This window comes from Tessaracoccus pujii (assembly GCF_054483895.1).
This window is the reverse complement of sequence record NZ_CM137012.1, coordinates 2,991,632-3,007,273: the sequence shown is the minus strand read 5'-3', so window position 1 is coordinate 3,007,273 and position 15,642 is coordinate 2,991,632. Positions and strand designations below refer to the sequence as shown.

The window sequence follows — 15,642 nt, the reverse complement described above, 5'->3', positions numbered from 1 at the left end:
TATGGGGGTATTTCGACAAAGCTGGAGTTGCCAATATCCAAGTCAGTGGTGAACCTGTGGTGGGCGGACCTCCGCTCGGCTGACATGCGCCTGGCCGAGACCCTCCCCGTCGCGGAGCGTGCCCGGCTGGACGTCGTGGCGGCGGATGCGGACCGGGCCCGCCGCCTGGTCGGCCAGCTGCTCCTGCAGCGGGCCCTGCGCTACGCGCGCGGACTGCCGGACGATGCCGCCGTCGAGATCGACCGGACCTGCCAGAGTTGCGGGGAGCAGCACGGCCGTCCTGTCGCGGCCGACGGCCACGGCCCGCACCTCTCGGTGAGCCATTCGGGGCTCCTGGTCGCGGTGGCCAGTTGTCTTCACGCACCTGTGGGCGTCGACGTGCAGCGGATCGGTCAGGCCACGGATCCGGAGGCCTGGGTGACCCAGGAGGCGCGCACCAAGGCAGGGCTCGGCGCACAGGGCGGCAGCGTGGTTGCCCTCGCGACCCCGCTGCCCGGCTACGCAGCAGCCCTCGCCGTCGCCTGGCCCGGTCCCGTGAGGGTGGTCGGGCGGGACTGACCAGCCCAGCCGGTCCATCTGTCCTCTCCTCACCATATCTTCGCGCCCAGACGGCGGCGTCGCCGCAGCGATGGTTGAACCGAGTGCCTCGCGGGCTTCGTCCGGACCGCGAAAGACGAGTTTTCCACAGAGGACACAATTGTTATCGAACTGCAACTAAATGTTGTCCTCCTCGCCTTGACAGCACCAGAGGTGCCGCAGCAGTATTTTGTACGGGAGAAAGACAAAGTTGTCGGGCATGAGACTCGGGACCCTCGAGCTGCCCATTCGCATCTCACGCTTCACAGACACACAGTGCTTGGGCGCAGCCCAGGTATCCCTTGACGTTCTCAGGAGGAACGAATGAAGATGAACACCCTCATGACCGCAGCCGCGGGCATCGTCCTGACCTTCGCCCTCACCGCATGCGGTGGCGGCGGCGCCGGCACCACCACCGCCCCTGCCACCTCCGGTGGCGCCTCAGCGACCACCAGCGCACCCGCGGGCGAAGCCGCCGGCTCCGTCGGCGTGTCGATGCCCACCCAGACCACCGAGCGTTGGATCGCCGACGGCGAGGCCGTCAAGTCCCAGCTCGAAGAGGCCGGCTTCGAGGTGGACCTCCAGTTCGCCAACGACGACATCCCCACCCAGAGCCAGCAGATCGACCAGATGATCACCCAGGGCGTCAAGGTCCTGATCATCGCCGCCATCGACGGCACCGCTCTGGCCCCCCAGCTGGAGAACGCCGCCGACCAGGGCATCAAGATCATCTCCTACGACCGCCTGATCCGCGACAGCGGCAACGTGGACTTCTACGTCTCGTTCGACAACTTCAAGGTCGGCGTCGCGCAGGGCCAATCCCTCATCGACGGCCTCAAGGCCCGCGGCGAAGGCCCGTTCAACATCGAACTGTTCGCCGGCTCGCTCGACGACAACAACGCCCACTTCTTCTTCAACGGCGCCATGAGCGTCATCCAGCCCGAGATCGACAACGGCACCATGACCGTCGTCTCCGGCCAGACGAAGATCGAACAGGCCGCCACGCTCGGCTGGCAGCAGGAGACCGCGCAGAAGCGCATGGAAGACCTCCTCACCGCCAACTACCAGGGCGACGCCAAGGTCGACGGCGTGCTGTCGGCCAACGATGGCCTTGCACGAGGCATCATCACCGCCCTGCAGAACAACGGCTACTCCGGCACCGTCGCCGACAGCTTCCCGATCATCACGGGGCAGGACGCCGAGATCGCCTCCACGAAGCTGATCCAGGACGGCGTGCAGTACTCGACGATCTTCAAGGACACCCGCCTGCTGGCCGAGCAGGCCGTCACCGCCGCCCAGGACCTCCTGGCCGGCAATGAGCCCGAGGCGAACAACACCAAGGATTACGACAACGGCGTGAAGGTCGTCCCGTCCTACCTCCTCGATGTGGTCACCGTCACGCAGGACAACCTCACGGAGGCGCTCGTCGACACCGGCTACTGGACCCAGGCGGAGATCGACGCGGGCGTCATCTCCTGATTCATGCCCCCAGAGGTGGCCCGGCTCCCCACGGGGCCGGGCCATTTCACACGCCCGAGGGCCAGTGAAGAAGGGCCGGCGGTGGTCGACGTCGTGGTCGGTCCTCGGACGCGCTGGCAGGCGTGCTCAACTGCACGAGTCTCACGCGGTGACCAACCCGAGCCGCGACATCACCCGGACCGTTGCGCCCACCCCATCCTCACCGCGGACCGTCACCCCCACCTCGCGGGCGCGGTCTCGGAAGCCGGGGGCCTCGGGGCCGTCGACGAGGTCGTGGATGAGACGCGCCAGCCTTGGGGCATCGACTCGGCGGAACGGCACGGGCGGCGGCCCCACCCCGAGGGTCGCGAGGCGGGCGCCGTGATACGGCTGATCCACACCGAACGGGACGGCCGCCGACGGCCTGCCGGACCACAGCCCCGTGTGGGTGCTCCCCGCGCCGCCGTGGTGAATCACTCCGGCCGTGCGCGGGAACAGCGCCTCGAAGGAGACATCCGAGACCGCGAACACCTCCCCCGGCCCAGGGCCGACGTGAGCCGGCGTCGGCGCGAGGGTGACGATGCGTCGACCGGACAGCCGTCCCGCCTCCGCGAGAAGCCCCAGACCTTCGGCACCCGTCGACTCTGCCAGGCTGCCGGCGCCGACGAACACCGGCGGGGCGCCCGCCGCCAGGAACTCCAGCAGGTCGTCCGGGAGCGGGTTGTCGTCGTCGGGGGGCGCCAGGAATCCGGTGTGGTGCACGCTCGGCGGCCGATCGGGGGGCGGCGGGACCAGGGTGGGGCTGGCCGCCACGAGAACCGGGTGCCTGTCCAGAGCCTTCGACACGGGGCCCATCCGGGACCTCACACCCAGCCGCGTGCGTGCCTCCCGCGCCAGCGGCGCGCCGAGCGCCGCCGCGACACTCCAGCTCAGCGCGGTCCCCCACCGGTTGTAGGCGTCCCAGGGCAAGAACCAGCGGGCGAAGCAGTGGCTCTCGGGATGGACAGTGGGCAGCTGGCCGGTGAGGAGCACCGTCGCCGCGCGACCCCCCAGCGCCTCGGCCGCGACCATCGCAGCCCCGGCGCCCAACACGCCACCGAGCACAGCGTCACCCGGCCGCACCGCGCGCACCAGAGCCTCGACGAGCGGCCCGGAGACCTCCGAGACCCACCTGCGCAGCAGCCAGCCCTGGCCGGCCGCAGTGCTCGCCACCCGAGGATGCCGCCGCGCCGCCTCCAACGCTGACCGCAGCCCTGCCTGAACGGGCGCCACACCGGCCCCGTATCGCCCCGCGAGACCCGCGTACTCGGCCAGTGCCACCACGGTGGTCTCGACGCCTCGACGAGCCAGGGCGCCGCCCAGGACCGCCATGGGCTGGACGTCGCCCCTGGACCCCAGCCCGATCAATACCACCGCCATCGCAGCCTCCTCTCCTCACCGTATGCGCGCGCGTAGCGTTGGCACCATGCCAGCAGACGACGATGCCCTTCGCGATCTGGTCCACTCCCCACTACGGACGCACCGCCTGCGCCTCACCCCGCTCACCGTCGACGACGCGGCCGCCATGGCCGAGGTGCTCGCCGATCCGTCGATCCACCGCTACACCGGCGACAGCCCGCCCACCGTCGAGGAGCTTCAGCGGCGGTACCGGGCGCAGGGGACCGGACCGCCGCCTCCGTCGACGGAGGTGTGGGGCAACTGGGCCGTCCGGCTGCCCGTCGGCGCCGCCATCGGGTTCGCCCAGGCCACCGTCGACCCGCCGGCCTCCACCGCGACACTGGCCTGGGTGATCGGCGCCCCGCACCAGGGCAACGGCTACGCCACCGAGGCGATGCGCGAACTCGTCTCCGGGCTGCGCCGGGCCGGAATCCGCCGCCTCGTCGCCTTCGTCCACCCCCGCAACGTCGCATCGCGGCGGGTGGCGCAGAAGCTCGGCCTCGCGATGCCGGCGCCGCACCGGGCCTTCGACGGGGAGGACGAGTGGGTCTGGGACGCGGACGCCCCGCTCCCCATGACGGACCGGCTCGTCTTCCGCCGGATGGACGACGGCGACCTGGACAGCATGGCAGCCCTGCTCGGCGACCCCTCGGTCATGAGGTACTACCCCCACCCGAAGACGCGCGACGAGGCGGTCGAGTGGATCGACTGGAACCGCCGCAACTACGCCCGCGACGGACTCGGCCTCTGGATCATCGCCACCCCCGACGGCGACTTCGTCGGCGACTGCGGCCTTACCTGGCAGCTCATCGACGGCCGGGAGGAGCTCGAGGTGGGCTACCACGTGTTACCGCGACACCAGGGCAGAGGGCTCGCGACCGATGCCGCCGCGGCCTGCCGCGACCTCGCCCGCTCACTGGGCCACCGTCGCCTCATCGCGATCATCCATCCGGACAACGTCGCCTCCCAGCGGGTCGCGGAGAAGACCGGGCTCGCTCTCGACAGGGAGACGATCAGCCGCACCGGCGCCCGCGTGCGCGTGTACGCGGCCGATCTCTGAGGCACGAAGGCCTGGCGATCTCCCGGTCGCTCTTGACAACCTATAACCAAACGGTTGAACATAGTGCTATGCCAGTGATCGACGAGGAACGAGCCGACGCACTGTTCCACGCGCTCTCGGACCGCACCCGGCGCGACATCCTGCGCCGCGTGCTGGCGGGCGAGCAGTCCATCACGGCGCTGGCGGCGCACTACGACATGAGCTTCGCCGCCGTGCACAAGCACATCACGGTGCTCGAAGGATCAGCGCTGGTCTCGAGGCGGCGGCAGGGGCGCGAGTCCCTGGCCAGCGGCAACGTCGAGGCGGTGCGCTCAGTGGGCAGCATGCTCGCCGAACTGGAAGGCATCTGGCGCGGACGAGTGTCGCGCATCGAGGAACTCATCACCACAACACCCCAGGAGGGTTGACCATGCCAGTGATCGACGTCCAGAAGGACCTGGACAATCGTCGTCTGACCATGACCGCGCAGTTCGCGGCCCCCGTGGAGCGCCTCTGGCAGCTCTACGCCGATCCCCGCCAGCTGGAGAAGGTGTGGGGGCCACCCACACACCCCGCCACCTTCGTGGACCACAGCCTCACCCCGGGCGGCCGGATGAACTACTACATGACCGCCCCCGACGGCCAGCGGTACTACGGCTTCTGGGCGGTCACGGAGGTCGAGGAACCCACCCGGTTCAGCTTCGACGACGGGTTCGCCGACGAGCACTTCAACGAGGATCCGGCGCTCCCCGTGGGGCACAACGTCTATTCGTTCTCCACCCACGACGGAGGGACGCGCGCGGTCTTCGAGTCCGAGTACCCCACCGTCGAGGCCCTGCAACAGGTGCTGGACATGGGCGTGATCGAGGGCGCCACGGCGGCCATCAACCAGATCGACGAGTTCCTCACCGCCGACCGCTCGGCAGCCGCATCCCGCTGAGGCAGCCATCGCGACCGGCTCCCTAGGCCCGATCGGCGACGTACAGGCCCCGCCTCTGGCAATTGTCGCGGCGGGGTGGCACGGTAGCGCGGTGAGCACCGCACCCAATCCCGCAGACAGTCACGACATGATCCGCGTCCAGGGGGCGCGCGAGAACAACCTCAAAGGCATCGACGTCGAGCTCCCGAAGCGGCGGCTCACGGTGTTCACCGGCGTCTCCGGGTCCGGGAAGAGCTCGCTGGTCTTCAGCACCATCGCCGCCGAATCCCAGCGGATGATCAACGAGACCTACAGCGCGTTCGTGCAGGGCTTCATGCCCACGCTGTCGCGCCCGGACGTGGACCACCTCGACGGGCTGACCACGGCCATCATCGTGGACCAGGAGCGCCTGGGCGCCAACGTGCGCTCCACCGTCGGCACCGTCACCGACGCCAACGCGCTGCTGCGGCTCCTGTTCAGCAAGCTGGGGCAGCCACACATCGGCTCCCCGCAGGCCTACTCGTTCAACGTGCCGTCGGTGACCGGCTCAGGGATGCTCAAGACGGAGAAGGCCGGGCGGGTCCAGAAGGAGGCCAAGACCTACACCCTCGTCGGGGGCATGTGCCCCCGCTGCGAGGGCAAGGGCAACATCTCGGACATCGACCTCACCCAGCTCTACGACGACACCAGATCGCTCAACGACGGCGCCCTCACCGTGCCCGGCTACACCGGCGACGGCTGGTACGTGCGGATCTTCACCGGCTCCGGCTTCCTGGACCCGGACAAGCCCATCCGGGACTATTCGAAGCGCGAGCTCGACGATCTCCTCTACAAGCCGCCCACGAAGATCAAGGTCGACAACATCAACCTCACCTACGAGGGGTTGGTGCCCAAGATCCAGAAGTCGTTCCTGGCCAAGGATCCCGACGCGATGCAGCCGCACATCCGCGCCTTCGTCGAGCGTGCGGTGAAGTTCGACACGTGCCCCGAGTGTCGCGGCACCCGGTTGTCCGAGGGGGCCCGCGCGTCGAAGATCGACGGCGTCAACATCGCCGACGCGTGTGCGATGCAGTTGACGGACCTGGCCGCCTGGATCCGGGGTCTGGACAGGCCGGCGGCCGCCCCCCTCCTGGCGAACCTGCAGCACCTGCTGGATTCGTTCGTCGAGATCGGCCTGGGCTACCTCTCCCTGGAGCGCCCCTCCGGCACGCTGTCGGGCGGCGAGGCGCAGCGGGTGAAGATGATCCGGCACCTGGGGTCGTCGCTGACGGACGTCACCTACGTCTTCGACGAGCCCACCATCGGCCTCCACCCGCACGACATCCAGCGCATGAACACCCTGCTCCTCTCACTGCGCGACAAGGGCAACACGGTGCTCGTGGTGGAACACAAGCCGGAGACCATCGCCATCGCGGACCACGTCGTCGACCTCGGGCCAGGGGCGGGCACGAAGGGTGGCGAGATCTGCTTCGAGGGGACCCTGGCCGGCCTCCGCGCCAGCGACACCCTCACCGGCAGGCACCTCGACGACCGGGCCACCCTCAAACCCACCACGCGCACGCCCAAGGGTGCCCTGGAGATCCGCGGCGCGTCGACCAACAACCTCCGCGACGTGGACGTCGACATCCCGCTGGGCGTGCTGACCGTGCTCACGGGGGTCGCGGGGTCGGGCAAGAGCTCGCTGATCCACGGCTCGATGCCGTCCGACGCCGGGGTGATCTCCATCGACCAGACGGCCATCAAGGGGTCGCGGCGCAGCAACCCGGCCACCTACACCGGCCTGCTGGAGCCCATCCGCAAGGCGTTCGCCAGGGCCACCGGCACCAAGCCGGCCCTGTTCAGCGCCAACTCGGAGGGCGCCTGCCCCGCGTGCAACGGCGCCGGCGTCATCTACACCGAGCTGGGCTTCATGGACACCGTCGCCACCCCCTGCGAGGAGTGCGAGGGCAAGCGGTTCCAGGCCGCGGTGTTGGAGTACCGCTGGGGCGGGAAGAACATCGCCGACGTGCTGGCCATGCCGGTGACGGAGGCCCTGGAGTTCTTCGGGTCGGGAGAGACGAAGACGCCCGCCGCGCACGCCATCCTCGAGCGGCTGGGCGACGTGGGCCTCGGCTACCTCAGCCTGGGCCAGCCGCTCACCACCCTGTCCGGCGGCGAGCGGCAGCGGCTCAAGCTGGCCGTCGCGATGGCGGACAAGGGCAGCATCTACGTGCTCGACGAGCCCACCACCGGCCTGCACCTGGCCGACGTCGCCCACCTGCTCGCCCTGTTGGACCGCCTGGTGGAGTCGGGCAAGTCCGTCATCGTGATCGAGCATCATCAGGCTGTGATGGCACACGCGGACTGGATCATCGACCTCGGCCCCGGCGCCGGTCACGACGGCGGACGGATCGTGTTCGAGGGCACGCCCTCGGAGCTGGTGGCCGGAAGGTCCACCCTGACGGGTCAGCACCTGGCGGCCTACGTCAGCGCCTGAGACACGCGCCGGTGGACCCAATTTGGGCTACCGCGCCACGTCTGCGCGCTCCTCGCAGGGCGATACACATCACGCCGAGAATAACCATTGCCCTTTGGTCAGACTCTACGTAGCGTGAATTCTGCGGTCGGCACCGGAATCCCGCCGGTCGATTCGCAAGGTTTCCGTCACGGACGCGGCGGCCCACAGGGGGCCGGCGTTCTGCATCATGGTCCGGACACGTCACGGCACGACGACTGAGCCGGATTCCACATGAGCACAGTCACCTCGGGGGGTGTGGCCGTGATCTGCTCGCCAGCGCGTGCCTCGCCTGTCATCCGTGCTCACCGGCGGGTGCGCAGTCCACCGCGCCTCCGCGCCGCGTCCCGTCCCTGAGTGTCCGCGCCGCGGCCTCCCATCGCGGGTCGCACACCTGCGATCCGACCCCAATCCGCCCGACCGTCGGCTGCTGTCCCGTGCCGACGCGCTCCCGGTCGCCCACGGATCCATGGGTGCCTGCCGGGCCAGCCCTGGCATGGGCACCCGCAACGGCATCCACCGAGGAATCCTCATGTCCCACAAGTCCCTCATCCGACTCATCTCCGTTCTGATCGTCGCGCTGGTCACGTCGTTCGGCTTCACCACGACGGCGCACGCGGGCCCGCACTACGTGAAGGGGCCCACCGCTTCGGTGGACGGCAACAGCCTGGTGATCACCTTCAAGGCCTCCGGCCTCGGCAACACCGTCACCAGCGCGGACTTCTCGCTCACCGGCACCGTGACGGTGACCGCCCAGTGCTTCACCAAGAGCGGCAATCCGGTCCAGGGCGTCCCGAAGACCGAGACGAACAACGTGAACACGACCCTAACGTTCCCCGTCCGCAACGGCCAGGTCACTGGGATGTTCGTCGTCGCGCCCCTCAGCACGCTCAAGTGCACCGGCAAGCAGGTGGTGCGCATCCTTGAGGTGAGCTACAACCTGGTCCTGAGCGGCGACAACCTTCCTGACGTCTACCTCAGCGCCTGAACTCGTGCTGCAGGCGCCGGGCGATTCCGAAAGCCCGGCCGTGCCGTTTCGGCGAATCCGACCCGTGGGACCAAGCCGCGGGTCGATCGCTGCCCACACCCGTCAGTTCAGCCGATGTCGACGGAGCGGCCCTCGACGGCGCTCTGCCGGGCAGCGTCCAGCACCTCCAGGGTTCGGATCGCGTCGGCTCCCGTGACCGGCATGGGGCCGTCACCGGCCGCGGCACGCGCGAACTGCGAGTAGAAGTCCTGGTAGGCGCCCCGCTCCGACGGCATCCGGCGCTCGCCCGCCGCGGTGCGCAGCACGCCCCACCGTTCCTCGGTCTCGTATCCCCACCGCTGCCCCTCATCGACGGGGCGGCGGCCGGCGAACACTGCCTGCGCCTGCACGTCGCTCATCTGGGACTCGTAGCTGCCTTCGCTTCCGTACACCCGAAGTTCCCGCGCCACGAGGTGGTTCGCCTTGCTGGCGCGCATCGTCGAGCTGACCCCCGACGCGTGCCGCAGCACCACGGAGAAGCCGGCGTCCGTGCGGCCCTCGGGCAGGTCGACCCAGTCGAGGTGCGCGTACACCTGACGCACCGGGCCGAAGAGCCACAGCAGTTGGTCCGCCAGGTGCGTGCCCAGGTCCCGCAGGAGCCCGCCTGACGGTCCTGGATCGAGCGTGCCCGGTTCGTCCAGGTCGAAGCGTGACTCCACCCGCCACGGCGCGCCGACTGCCCCGCGGTCGAGGACGGCCTTCAGCGTCCGGATGTCTGTATCCCAGCGCCGGTTGTGGAACACGGCCAGCGGGGACCCCAGGCGCTCGACCTCGGCGACGAGATCCCGGGCGTCCTGCGCCGACGGCGCGAACGGCTTGTCCGCCACGATCGCCACGCCCCGGCGGGCGGCCTCCAGGACCAGCTCACGACGGGTCTCGGGCGGGGTGGTGATGGTGACGGCGTCGACGCCTGAGTCGAGGAGCGCTGTCAGGGAGTCGAGGACCGGGACCCCTGGCAGGTCCGCCGCCGCCTCGGCTCGGCGCGTCGCCGACCGCGTCACGACTCCGGCCAGCTCGACCCCGTCCGCGGCCTGGATGAAAGGCGCGTGGAAGATCCTGCCGCCCATGCCGTAGCCGACCACACCGATCTTCATGGTCGAAGTATGCCCGGCACCGACAGGTCCGGGCGGCCACGATCCGGGTGCCCCGGCGTGTCCGCGGTCGCAGGCCCCGCCGGCACCGGAGGTTAGGCTACAAACATGAGACTGCACGCGACGCGGCCGGCTCTGCTGCTGGCCTTTGCTTTCCTCACCCCCGCCTGCGCGCCGGCACCGCAGGCTCCGGCACCCGAGCCCACCCCCACCTTCATCACGGCCCCGACAGGGGCTCCGGCACCCGAGCCCACCCCCACCTTCATCACGGCCCCGACAGGGGCTCCGTCGTCCGCCGCCGCCACCACCGCCCCGGCGCCGTCGCCGGCCCCCTCGATCGCCGTGTGGGCTCCGACTGCGACCGCACCTCACGGCAAACCGGACATCGCGCTGCCGCCTCCCAGCTTCCCGATGCTCCCCTATGCCGTCTTCGACCCGGACGGCGACCAGCCCGTCCTGGATTTCAGCCAGTACAGCGAGGCTGAGGTGGAGATCTACCTGCGGTTCAATGCCCTGGCGATCCCGGCCAACACCTGCACCGGGATGGCCGAGGAGTACGCGGACCCCACGGGGTTGCTGGCCGACGCCGATCGCTACGCGAATTGTCTGTTCGATTCGTGGCGGCCTTTCGCGCAGGCGCATTCGATGGATCTGCCTCGGATCGTGGTCTCGCACTGCGCAGTGTCGCCGGAGGTCGCGGAATGTGGACCGCCAGAGTCGCAGGCCTTCGCCGCCATGGCGGTCGACAATCGTGTCATCCTGTCCGTCTATTTCGGCGGAAGTGCCGACGCCGCCAGCCAGATGATCGCGCACGAGATCGGTCACGTGCTCCAGTTCCTCATTGCGGCTCCGGGCACCGTGGCCGGGCCGCAACTCGGTGCCTTCGAGCCCAGCGGGGTGGGAGACCGGCTTCTGCGGCGCATGGAACTGCAGGCCGAATGCCTGGGCACCGCCATGTTCCTGGCCGGCCATCCCCGGACGATGGAGCAGCTGGTCGATGTGGGGATCGTCGGGTCCTCCGACGAACGGCACTGGGACTTGGAGTCATCGCGGTTCTGGACCGCCCAGGCGTCGACGGGACAGGTGGGCGAGTGCAACGCCTGGGTGGCCGATCCCTCGCTGGTCGCCTATCGCGAGTGAGTAGAGGGCTCGTCGCCCGACGCTTCAGCACGGCGGCTCTCCGGGGTCAGCGCCCAGCGCACCACCGCCGTCGCCACCCTGCCCAGCGGGAGGCCGATGAGGACGTCGAACCACCGCCCGGTCGGCAGCCCCAGTTCCTTGCGTGCCCACCTGGGAAGGGTCGCGATCGCGCCCGCCGCGAGCATCCAGTAGCCGGGTCTGGCCACCCACGGCACGGGCGGCTCCTTGAGCAGGAACCGGACCGTGTCGAGCGCGGCGGGCGAGGCCCGCAGCTCAGGGCGGTACGCGTCCAGGGCCGAGAGAAGCTCCCCCTCGGTGAGGGGAAGGTCGACGGCGCCCAGCAGTGTCCCCACCGGCGCGGCCTCCGCGACGTACTCGTCGGCCTCCTCCTGAGTGAGCCGGCGGTCCCCGAAGTGCTGGAAGCTGGTGAGGAAGCTCTGCGTCTCGGCGATGTGGACCCACGCCAGCAGGTGCGGGTCCGACGCGTGGTAAGGCGTGCCGTCGTCGGTCCTGCCGCGGACACGTTCGTGGACGGCCTTCACCCGTTCGATGAGCGCGAGCGCCGACGGGATGGGGCCGTAGGTGGTCATGGCAATGAACTCCGAGGTCCGCTGGAGCCTCCCCCACGGATCCGAGCGGTAGCCCGAATGCCCAGCCACGCCGGCCATCGCCGCGGGGTGCAGGGCCTGCAGCAGGAGCGCCCGGATCCCACCGACGTACATGGCGGCATCGCCGTTGACGTGCCAGATGACGTCGTCGGGGCTGTGCCAGCGCTCGCCGTCGCCCCCCCAGATGAGGTGTGCCTTGGCGTCGGCATCATCGCCGGCGACTCGGCTGCGCAGGGTCCTCCCGATAAGGACGCGGAGGCGTTCGACGGGGTTGCGCATGCTTCCGAGGATACGTGGCAGCTCGGCTGGTCGCGTCAGCCGTCGACGGCGCGCTGCAACTCGGCCTTCGTCATCGTCGAGCGGCCCTTGACGCCCTTGGCCTTGGCCTCGTTGTAGAGCTGCGCCTTGGTGCGGCCACCTGGACCCTTCGTTACGCGGAAGGGGGCGGCGGACCAGCCCCGCGGAGGCGGCGGTTCTAGTGATGCTGCTGGCGGGCGCCGATCCGCTCGTCATCGACGGGCTCGGTGCGTTCGCCCAGTTCGATCCACGAACTGTCGCAGCCGGGGCACCGGTAGACCGGGGCCCCCTCCACGCGCTCGCCCGTCTCGACGGTGCCGCAGGCGTCCTGACAGGGCCAGGTGGTGAGGAAGCGAGCGCTCATCGCTCCAGCCTAGGGCCTCACCACGCTGGCCCCGAAACAGGCAAGAGCCCCGGCCGAGACCGGGGCTCTTGCTGGTAGTGCCTCAGATCACTGAGCGACGACCTCGAAAGGAACGTACGCGGTGACAGCCTGGTGCAGCTTGACGGCCGCAGTGTGCGTGCCTACCGACTTCACCGGCTTGGCGAACGACACGGAACGCTTGTCGATCGTGGGGCCACCGGCCTTCTTGACGGCGACGGCCACGTCGCTGGCGGTGATCGAGCCGAACAGGTGACCCTGGTCAGACACGCGGGCGCCGACCGAGACGGTCAGGCCCTCGAGCTGGGTGCGGAGTTCCTGGGCGTGCTCGACGCCGCGAACCTCGCGCGCGTCACGCGAACGCTTGATGCCGTCGATCTGCTTCTCCGTGCCCCGGGTCCAGCGAATGGCCTTGCCCTGGGTGAGGAGGAAGTTACGGCCGTAGCCGTCCTTCACGTCGACGATGTCTCCGGCGATGCCGAGCTTGTCGACGGTGCTGGTCAGAATGAGCTTCATGTTCTCTCTCCTCCGAATCAGCGCGCGGTCGACGCGTAGGGCAGCAGGGCCACCTCGCGCGCGTTCTTGACGGCGATGGCAACCTTGCGCTGGTCCTGGACCGACAGCCCGGTGACGCGACGCGCACGGATCTTCCCGCGCTCAGAAATGAACTTCTTGAGCAGGTTGACGTCCTTGTAATCGACGTTGGCGACCCGCGTCTTCTTGACTGGCAGGATCTTCTTCTTGTTCACAGGCTTGCGCTGTGGACCGGCCATTGTGGTGCTCTCCTTAACTCTCGGGCGTGCCGCCCGTGAAAGCCCGTCTCTCGACGGAATGTGCCAGCTAGCCCATGGGGGCTAGTTAAGCGTGGATCAGAACGGGGGCTCTTCAGGCTGCGGCTGCGCCCACGGGTCGTTTCCGCCGCGGTTGCCGCCCGGTGCGCTGGTGCTGGACCATGGGTCGGACTGCTGTCCGCCTCCACCGCCCTGGCCGCCAGCGGCCTGGCCACTGTTCTGGTTTCCCTGATTGCCCTGCCAGTTTCCGCCACCGCCGCCGCCACCCGGGGTTCGGGTGACCTTGGCCGTCGCGTAACGGAGGGCCGGACCGACTTCGTCGACATCGACCTCGAACACGGTTCGCTTCTCACCCTCGCGGGTTTCGTAGCTGCGTGACTTCAACCGCCCCGAGACGATGACGCGGGATCCCTTGGTGAGGGACTCGGCCACGTTCTCGGCGTATTGGCGCCACACCGAGCAGTTGAGGAACATGGCGTCGCCGTCCTTCCACTCGTTCGTCTGACGATCGAACGTGCGGGGGGTCGACGCGACCGTGAAGTTCGCGACAGCGGCCCCGTTGGGCGTGAAGCGAAGCTCAGGATCAGCAGTGAGATTGCCGATGATGGTGATAGGGGTTTCGCCTGCCATGTTGTTTCTGTGCCTTCCGATTCCGGACTTGGATAGCTTCTACGTCACCTTACGACGCAGCTCCGACAGGAACCGCCCCTCAGGTGTGACTGGCTCCACTCTCGGCCTAATGCCTCAGGATTTGCCGGTCTTCCGCAGCAGCTGTGGATAACTCAGTCCTCGCGACGCAACACCTTGGTGCGCACGATCTTCTCGTCGATGGTCATAAGACGATCCATCTCGGACACGACCGCCGGCTCTGCAGTGACATGCAGCACGGCGTAGATCGCTTCGGACTTCTTGTTGATGTCGTAAGCGAGACGACGACGACCCCAGTGGTCGGTGTTGTCGACGGTGCCACCACCCTTGGTGATGACCTCGAGATGCTTCTCGACGAGCGCGGGAACCTGGCGGTCATCAACTTCGGAATCGATGAGAACCATGATTTCGTACTTACGCATGCTCAGCCCCACCTCCTTCGGACTAACGGCCGCGGGGACGTCCCGCAGCAGGAGGGCATGGCTGACCGAGGTCAGCCGAGGGCCTAGGTTACCCGTCGCCGCGTCGCGGGGGAAATCCCCCCCCGGGACGCGTTGAGCCGATGCCTCGACGGCCCCGTCAGTCGACGCGGAGCCGGTCCAGGCGGCCGCTCGCGACGATGGTGCCCCAGAACGTCTCGGCCCAGCCCTCGTAGCCCTGGTCATTGGGGTGGAAGAAGTCCCCTGCCGTGTAGCGGTGGTAACGGAGAATGCCCGTCTCCCGCGACACGCGGTGCAGCGGCACCAGGTGATGACCGTGCCGCTCGGTCAGTGCGGCGGCCAGGACGGACATCCGCTGCGACTGCCGCCCGAGGCCGGGCACCATGAACCAGGGCACGTCCGCCACGAAACTGCCGGGCGGCAACGCGGCGAGGATCCGGTCCAGGCTGGCCTCGAACGTGGCCGCGTTGTGGCCCGGATAGACCACGTCGTTGCCGCCGATGTCCAGCGTCACGAGATCCGGCTCGAACCCCAGCGAGGACAGTTGAGGGAGTTGGTCGCGCACGACGTCGTCGCTCGTCGCCCCGGAGACCGAGAGGTTCCGGACCAGGACGTCGCGCCCCGTGGCCATCTGCAGCCGCTCGGCGATCCTCGGGACGTAGCCGCGCGACACCGCCGACGCTCCGACGCCCTGGGCGGCGGAGTCACCCAGGGCGAGGTAGCGCAACTCTCCCCCGCCGGCCGCGGGCAGCCGCTCCCAGTGGGCGGCGTAGTCGTCGATATGCCGGTTGATGGTCCGGCGGCCCTCGAGCCACCGTGTGGCGAGCGCCGACGCCGCCGCGCCGGCCACCATCCCCCCCACGAACGGCACCCCCCACATGGCCGTCACCTCAGCGCCGGCGACGGTACGGCCCCGGGAGCACCGGGTTGCCGTCCTTCGCCCAGGCGCGCAGCCCTCCTGCCAGCGATTCCGCCAGGAGCCCCTTGGAACGGAGTTCCGCGGCCGCGATGGAGGACCTCAGGCCGTTGTCGCACATCACGATGACCGCGCCGTCGCGCTCCGCCAGCGGATCGTCGCCGTGAATGGCGTCGAGCGGGTTCTCGTGCAGGTCCTTCGGATCCACGGGCCGAGCCCCCGGCGCATGGCCCGCCTCGTACTCCATCGGTGTCCGCACGTCGATGAGGACGGCACCCTTGCTCAACGCCATCAGCGTCTCGTCGACGGTGAGGCCGGGCGATCGTTTTCCCAGGAAGTCAAGCAGTCCCATGGCGGCAATAGTGCTCCCTCGCCGCGC

The 15,642-nt window shown here is 69.1% G+C and carries 18 protein-coding genes; 8 read left to right on the top strand and 10 right to left on the bottom strand.

Annotated features, from left to right (window positions below):
• The first annotated feature begins 45 nt into the window (after positions 1 to 45).
• Complete coding sequence (locus ACX1D0_RS14020) at positions 46 to 558, top strand: 4'-phosphopantetheinyl transferase family protein (RefSeq protein WP_459018615.1); 513 nt, start codon at positions 46 to 48, stop codon at positions 556 to 558.
• 342 nt (positions 559 to 900) lie between these two features.
• On the top strand, positions 901 to 2,055 hold the full coding sequence (gene chvE / locus ACX1D0_RS14015; protein WP_459018614.1) for a multiple monosaccharide ABC transporter substrate-binding protein: 1,155 nt from the start codon (positions 901 to 903) through the stop codon (positions 2,053 to 2,055).
• A gap of 141 nt (positions 2,056 to 2,196) precedes the next feature.
• Here the strand turns inward: chvE and ACX1D0_RS14010 are convergent, their stop codons facing one another.
• Positions 2,197 to 3,453 (bottom strand): glycosyltransferase, encoded by a 1,257-nt coding sequence (locus ACX1D0_RS14010; protein WP_459018613.1) that lies wholly within the window; start codon positions 3,451 to 3,453, stop codon positions 2,197 to 2,199.
• Positions 3,454 to 3,499: 46 nt separating this feature from the next.
• Between ACX1D0_RS14010 and ACX1D0_RS14005 the strand changes: the two genes are divergently transcribed.
• The 5 genes from ACX1D0_RS14005 to ACX1D0_RS13985 all read left to right on the top strand — a co-directional run bounded on the left by ACX1D0_RS14005 (position 3,500) and on the right by ACX1D0_RS13985 (position 8,911).
• The gene (locus ACX1D0_RS14005) at positions 3,500 to 4,531 is read left to right on the top strand and encodes a GNAT family N-acetyltransferase (protein ID WP_459018612.1); all 1,032 of its coding nucleotides are present in this window, start codon (positions 3,500 to 3,502) and stop codon (positions 4,529 to 4,531) included.
• A 68-nt stretch (positions 4,532 to 4,599) separates the two neighbouring features.
• Positions 4,600 to 4,938 (top strand): ArsR/SmtB family transcription factor, encoded by a 339-nt coding sequence (locus ACX1D0_RS14000; RefSeq protein ID WP_459018611.1) that lies wholly within the window; start codon positions 4,600 to 4,602, stop codon positions 4,936 to 4,938.
• A gap of 2 nt (positions 4,939 to 4,940) precedes the next feature.
• On the top strand, positions 4,941 to 5,450 hold the full coding sequence (locus ACX1D0_RS13995; protein WP_459018610.1) for an SRPBCC family protein: 510 nt from the start codon (positions 4,941 to 4,943) through the stop codon (positions 5,448 to 5,450).
• Between the two features lie 127 nt (positions 5,451 to 5,577).
• The gene (locus ACX1D0_RS13990; protein ID WP_459018609.1) at positions 5,578 to 7,905 is read left to right on the top strand and encodes an ATP-binding cassette domain-containing protein; all 2,328 of its coding nucleotides are present in this window, start codon (positions 5,578 to 5,580) and stop codon (positions 7,903 to 7,905) included.
• 550 nt (positions 7,906 to 8,455) lie between these two features.
• Positions 8,456 to 8,911, top strand: a complete 456-nt coding sequence (locus tag ACX1D0_RS13985; protein ID WP_459018608.1) for a hypothetical protein — start codon at positions 8,456 to 8,458, stop codon at positions 8,909 to 8,911.
• A 107-nt stretch (positions 8,912 to 9,018) separates the two neighbouring features.
• Here the strand turns inward: ACX1D0_RS13985 and ACX1D0_RS13980 are convergent, their stop codons facing one another.
• The gene (locus ACX1D0_RS13980; RefSeq protein WP_459018607.1) at positions 9,019 to 10,044 is read right to left on the bottom strand and encodes a Gfo/Idh/MocA family protein; all 1,026 of its coding nucleotides are present in this window, start codon (positions 10,042 to 10,044) and stop codon (positions 9,019 to 9,021) included.
• Between the two features lie 105 nt (positions 10,045 to 10,149).
• On the opposite strand from ACX1D0_RS13980, the gene ACX1D0_RS13975 reads away from it, so the two are divergent.
• Positions 10,150 to 11,181: a hypothetical protein gene (locus ACX1D0_RS13975; RefSeq protein ID WP_459018606.1), complete on the top strand. Its 1,032-nt coding sequence runs from the start codon at positions 10,150 to 10,152 to the stop codon at positions 11,179 to 11,181.
• Here the strand turns inward: ACX1D0_RS13975 and ACX1D0_RS13970 are convergent.
• The 8 genes from ACX1D0_RS13970 to ACX1D0_RS13935 form a co-directional block, all read right to left on the bottom strand.
• Positions 11,169 to 12,068 carry an oxygenase MpaB family protein gene (locus ACX1D0_RS13970; protein WP_459018605.1) on the bottom strand — a complete coding sequence of 300 codons (900 nt, stop codon included), beginning with the start codon at positions 12,066 to 12,068 and terminating at the stop codon, positions 11,169 to 11,171. The two genes, ACX1D0_RS13975 and ACX1D0_RS13970, sit on opposite strands and share 13 nt — an antisense overlap.
• A 196-nt stretch (positions 12,069 to 12,264) precedes the next feature.
• A complete protein-coding gene (locus ACX1D0_RS13965) occupies positions 12,265 to 12,450 on the bottom strand; it encodes a hypothetical protein (RefSeq protein ID WP_459018604.1) in 186 nt (61 codons plus the stop codon).
• Positions 12,451 to 12,537: 87 nt separating this feature from the next.
• Positions 12,538 to 12,984 carry a 50S ribosomal protein L9 gene (gene rplI, locus ACX1D0_RS13960; RefSeq protein WP_459018603.1) on the bottom strand — a complete coding sequence of 149 codons (447 nt, stop codon included), beginning with the start codon at positions 12,982 to 12,984 and terminating at the stop codon, positions 12,538 to 12,540.
• 17 nt (positions 12,985 to 13,001) lie between these two features.
• Positions 13,002 to 13,241 carry a 30S ribosomal protein S18 gene (gene rpsR / locus ACX1D0_RS13955; RefSeq protein WP_182781363.1) on the bottom strand — a complete coding sequence of 80 codons (240 nt, stop codon included), beginning with the start codon at positions 13,239 to 13,241 and terminating at the stop codon, positions 13,002 to 13,004.
• Between the two features lie 96 nt (positions 13,242 to 13,337).
• On the bottom strand, positions 13,338 to 13,889 hold the full coding sequence (locus ACX1D0_RS13950; RefSeq protein WP_459018602.1) for a single-stranded DNA-binding protein: 552 nt from the start codon (positions 13,887 to 13,889) through the stop codon (positions 13,338 to 13,340).
• Between the two features lie 152 nt (positions 13,890 to 14,041).
• A complete protein-coding gene (gene rpsF, locus ACX1D0_RS13945) occupies positions 14,042 to 14,329 on the bottom strand; it encodes a 30S ribosomal protein S6 (protein WP_459018601.1) in 288 nt (95 codons plus the stop codon).
• Positions 14,330 to 14,486: 157 nt separating this feature from the next.
• On the bottom strand, positions 14,487 to 15,227 hold the full coding sequence (locus ACX1D0_RS13940; protein ID WP_459018600.1) for an SGNH/GDSL hydrolase family protein: 741 nt from the start codon (positions 15,225 to 15,227) through the stop codon (positions 14,487 to 14,489).
• Between the two features lie 10 nt (positions 15,228 to 15,237).
• The gene (locus ACX1D0_RS13935) at positions 15,238 to 15,615 is read right to left on the bottom strand and encodes a rhodanese-like domain-containing protein (protein WP_459018599.1); all 378 of its coding nucleotides are present in this window, start codon (positions 15,613 to 15,615) and stop codon (positions 15,238 to 15,240) included.
• Between the last annotated feature and the right edge of the window lie 27 nt (positions 15,616 to 15,642).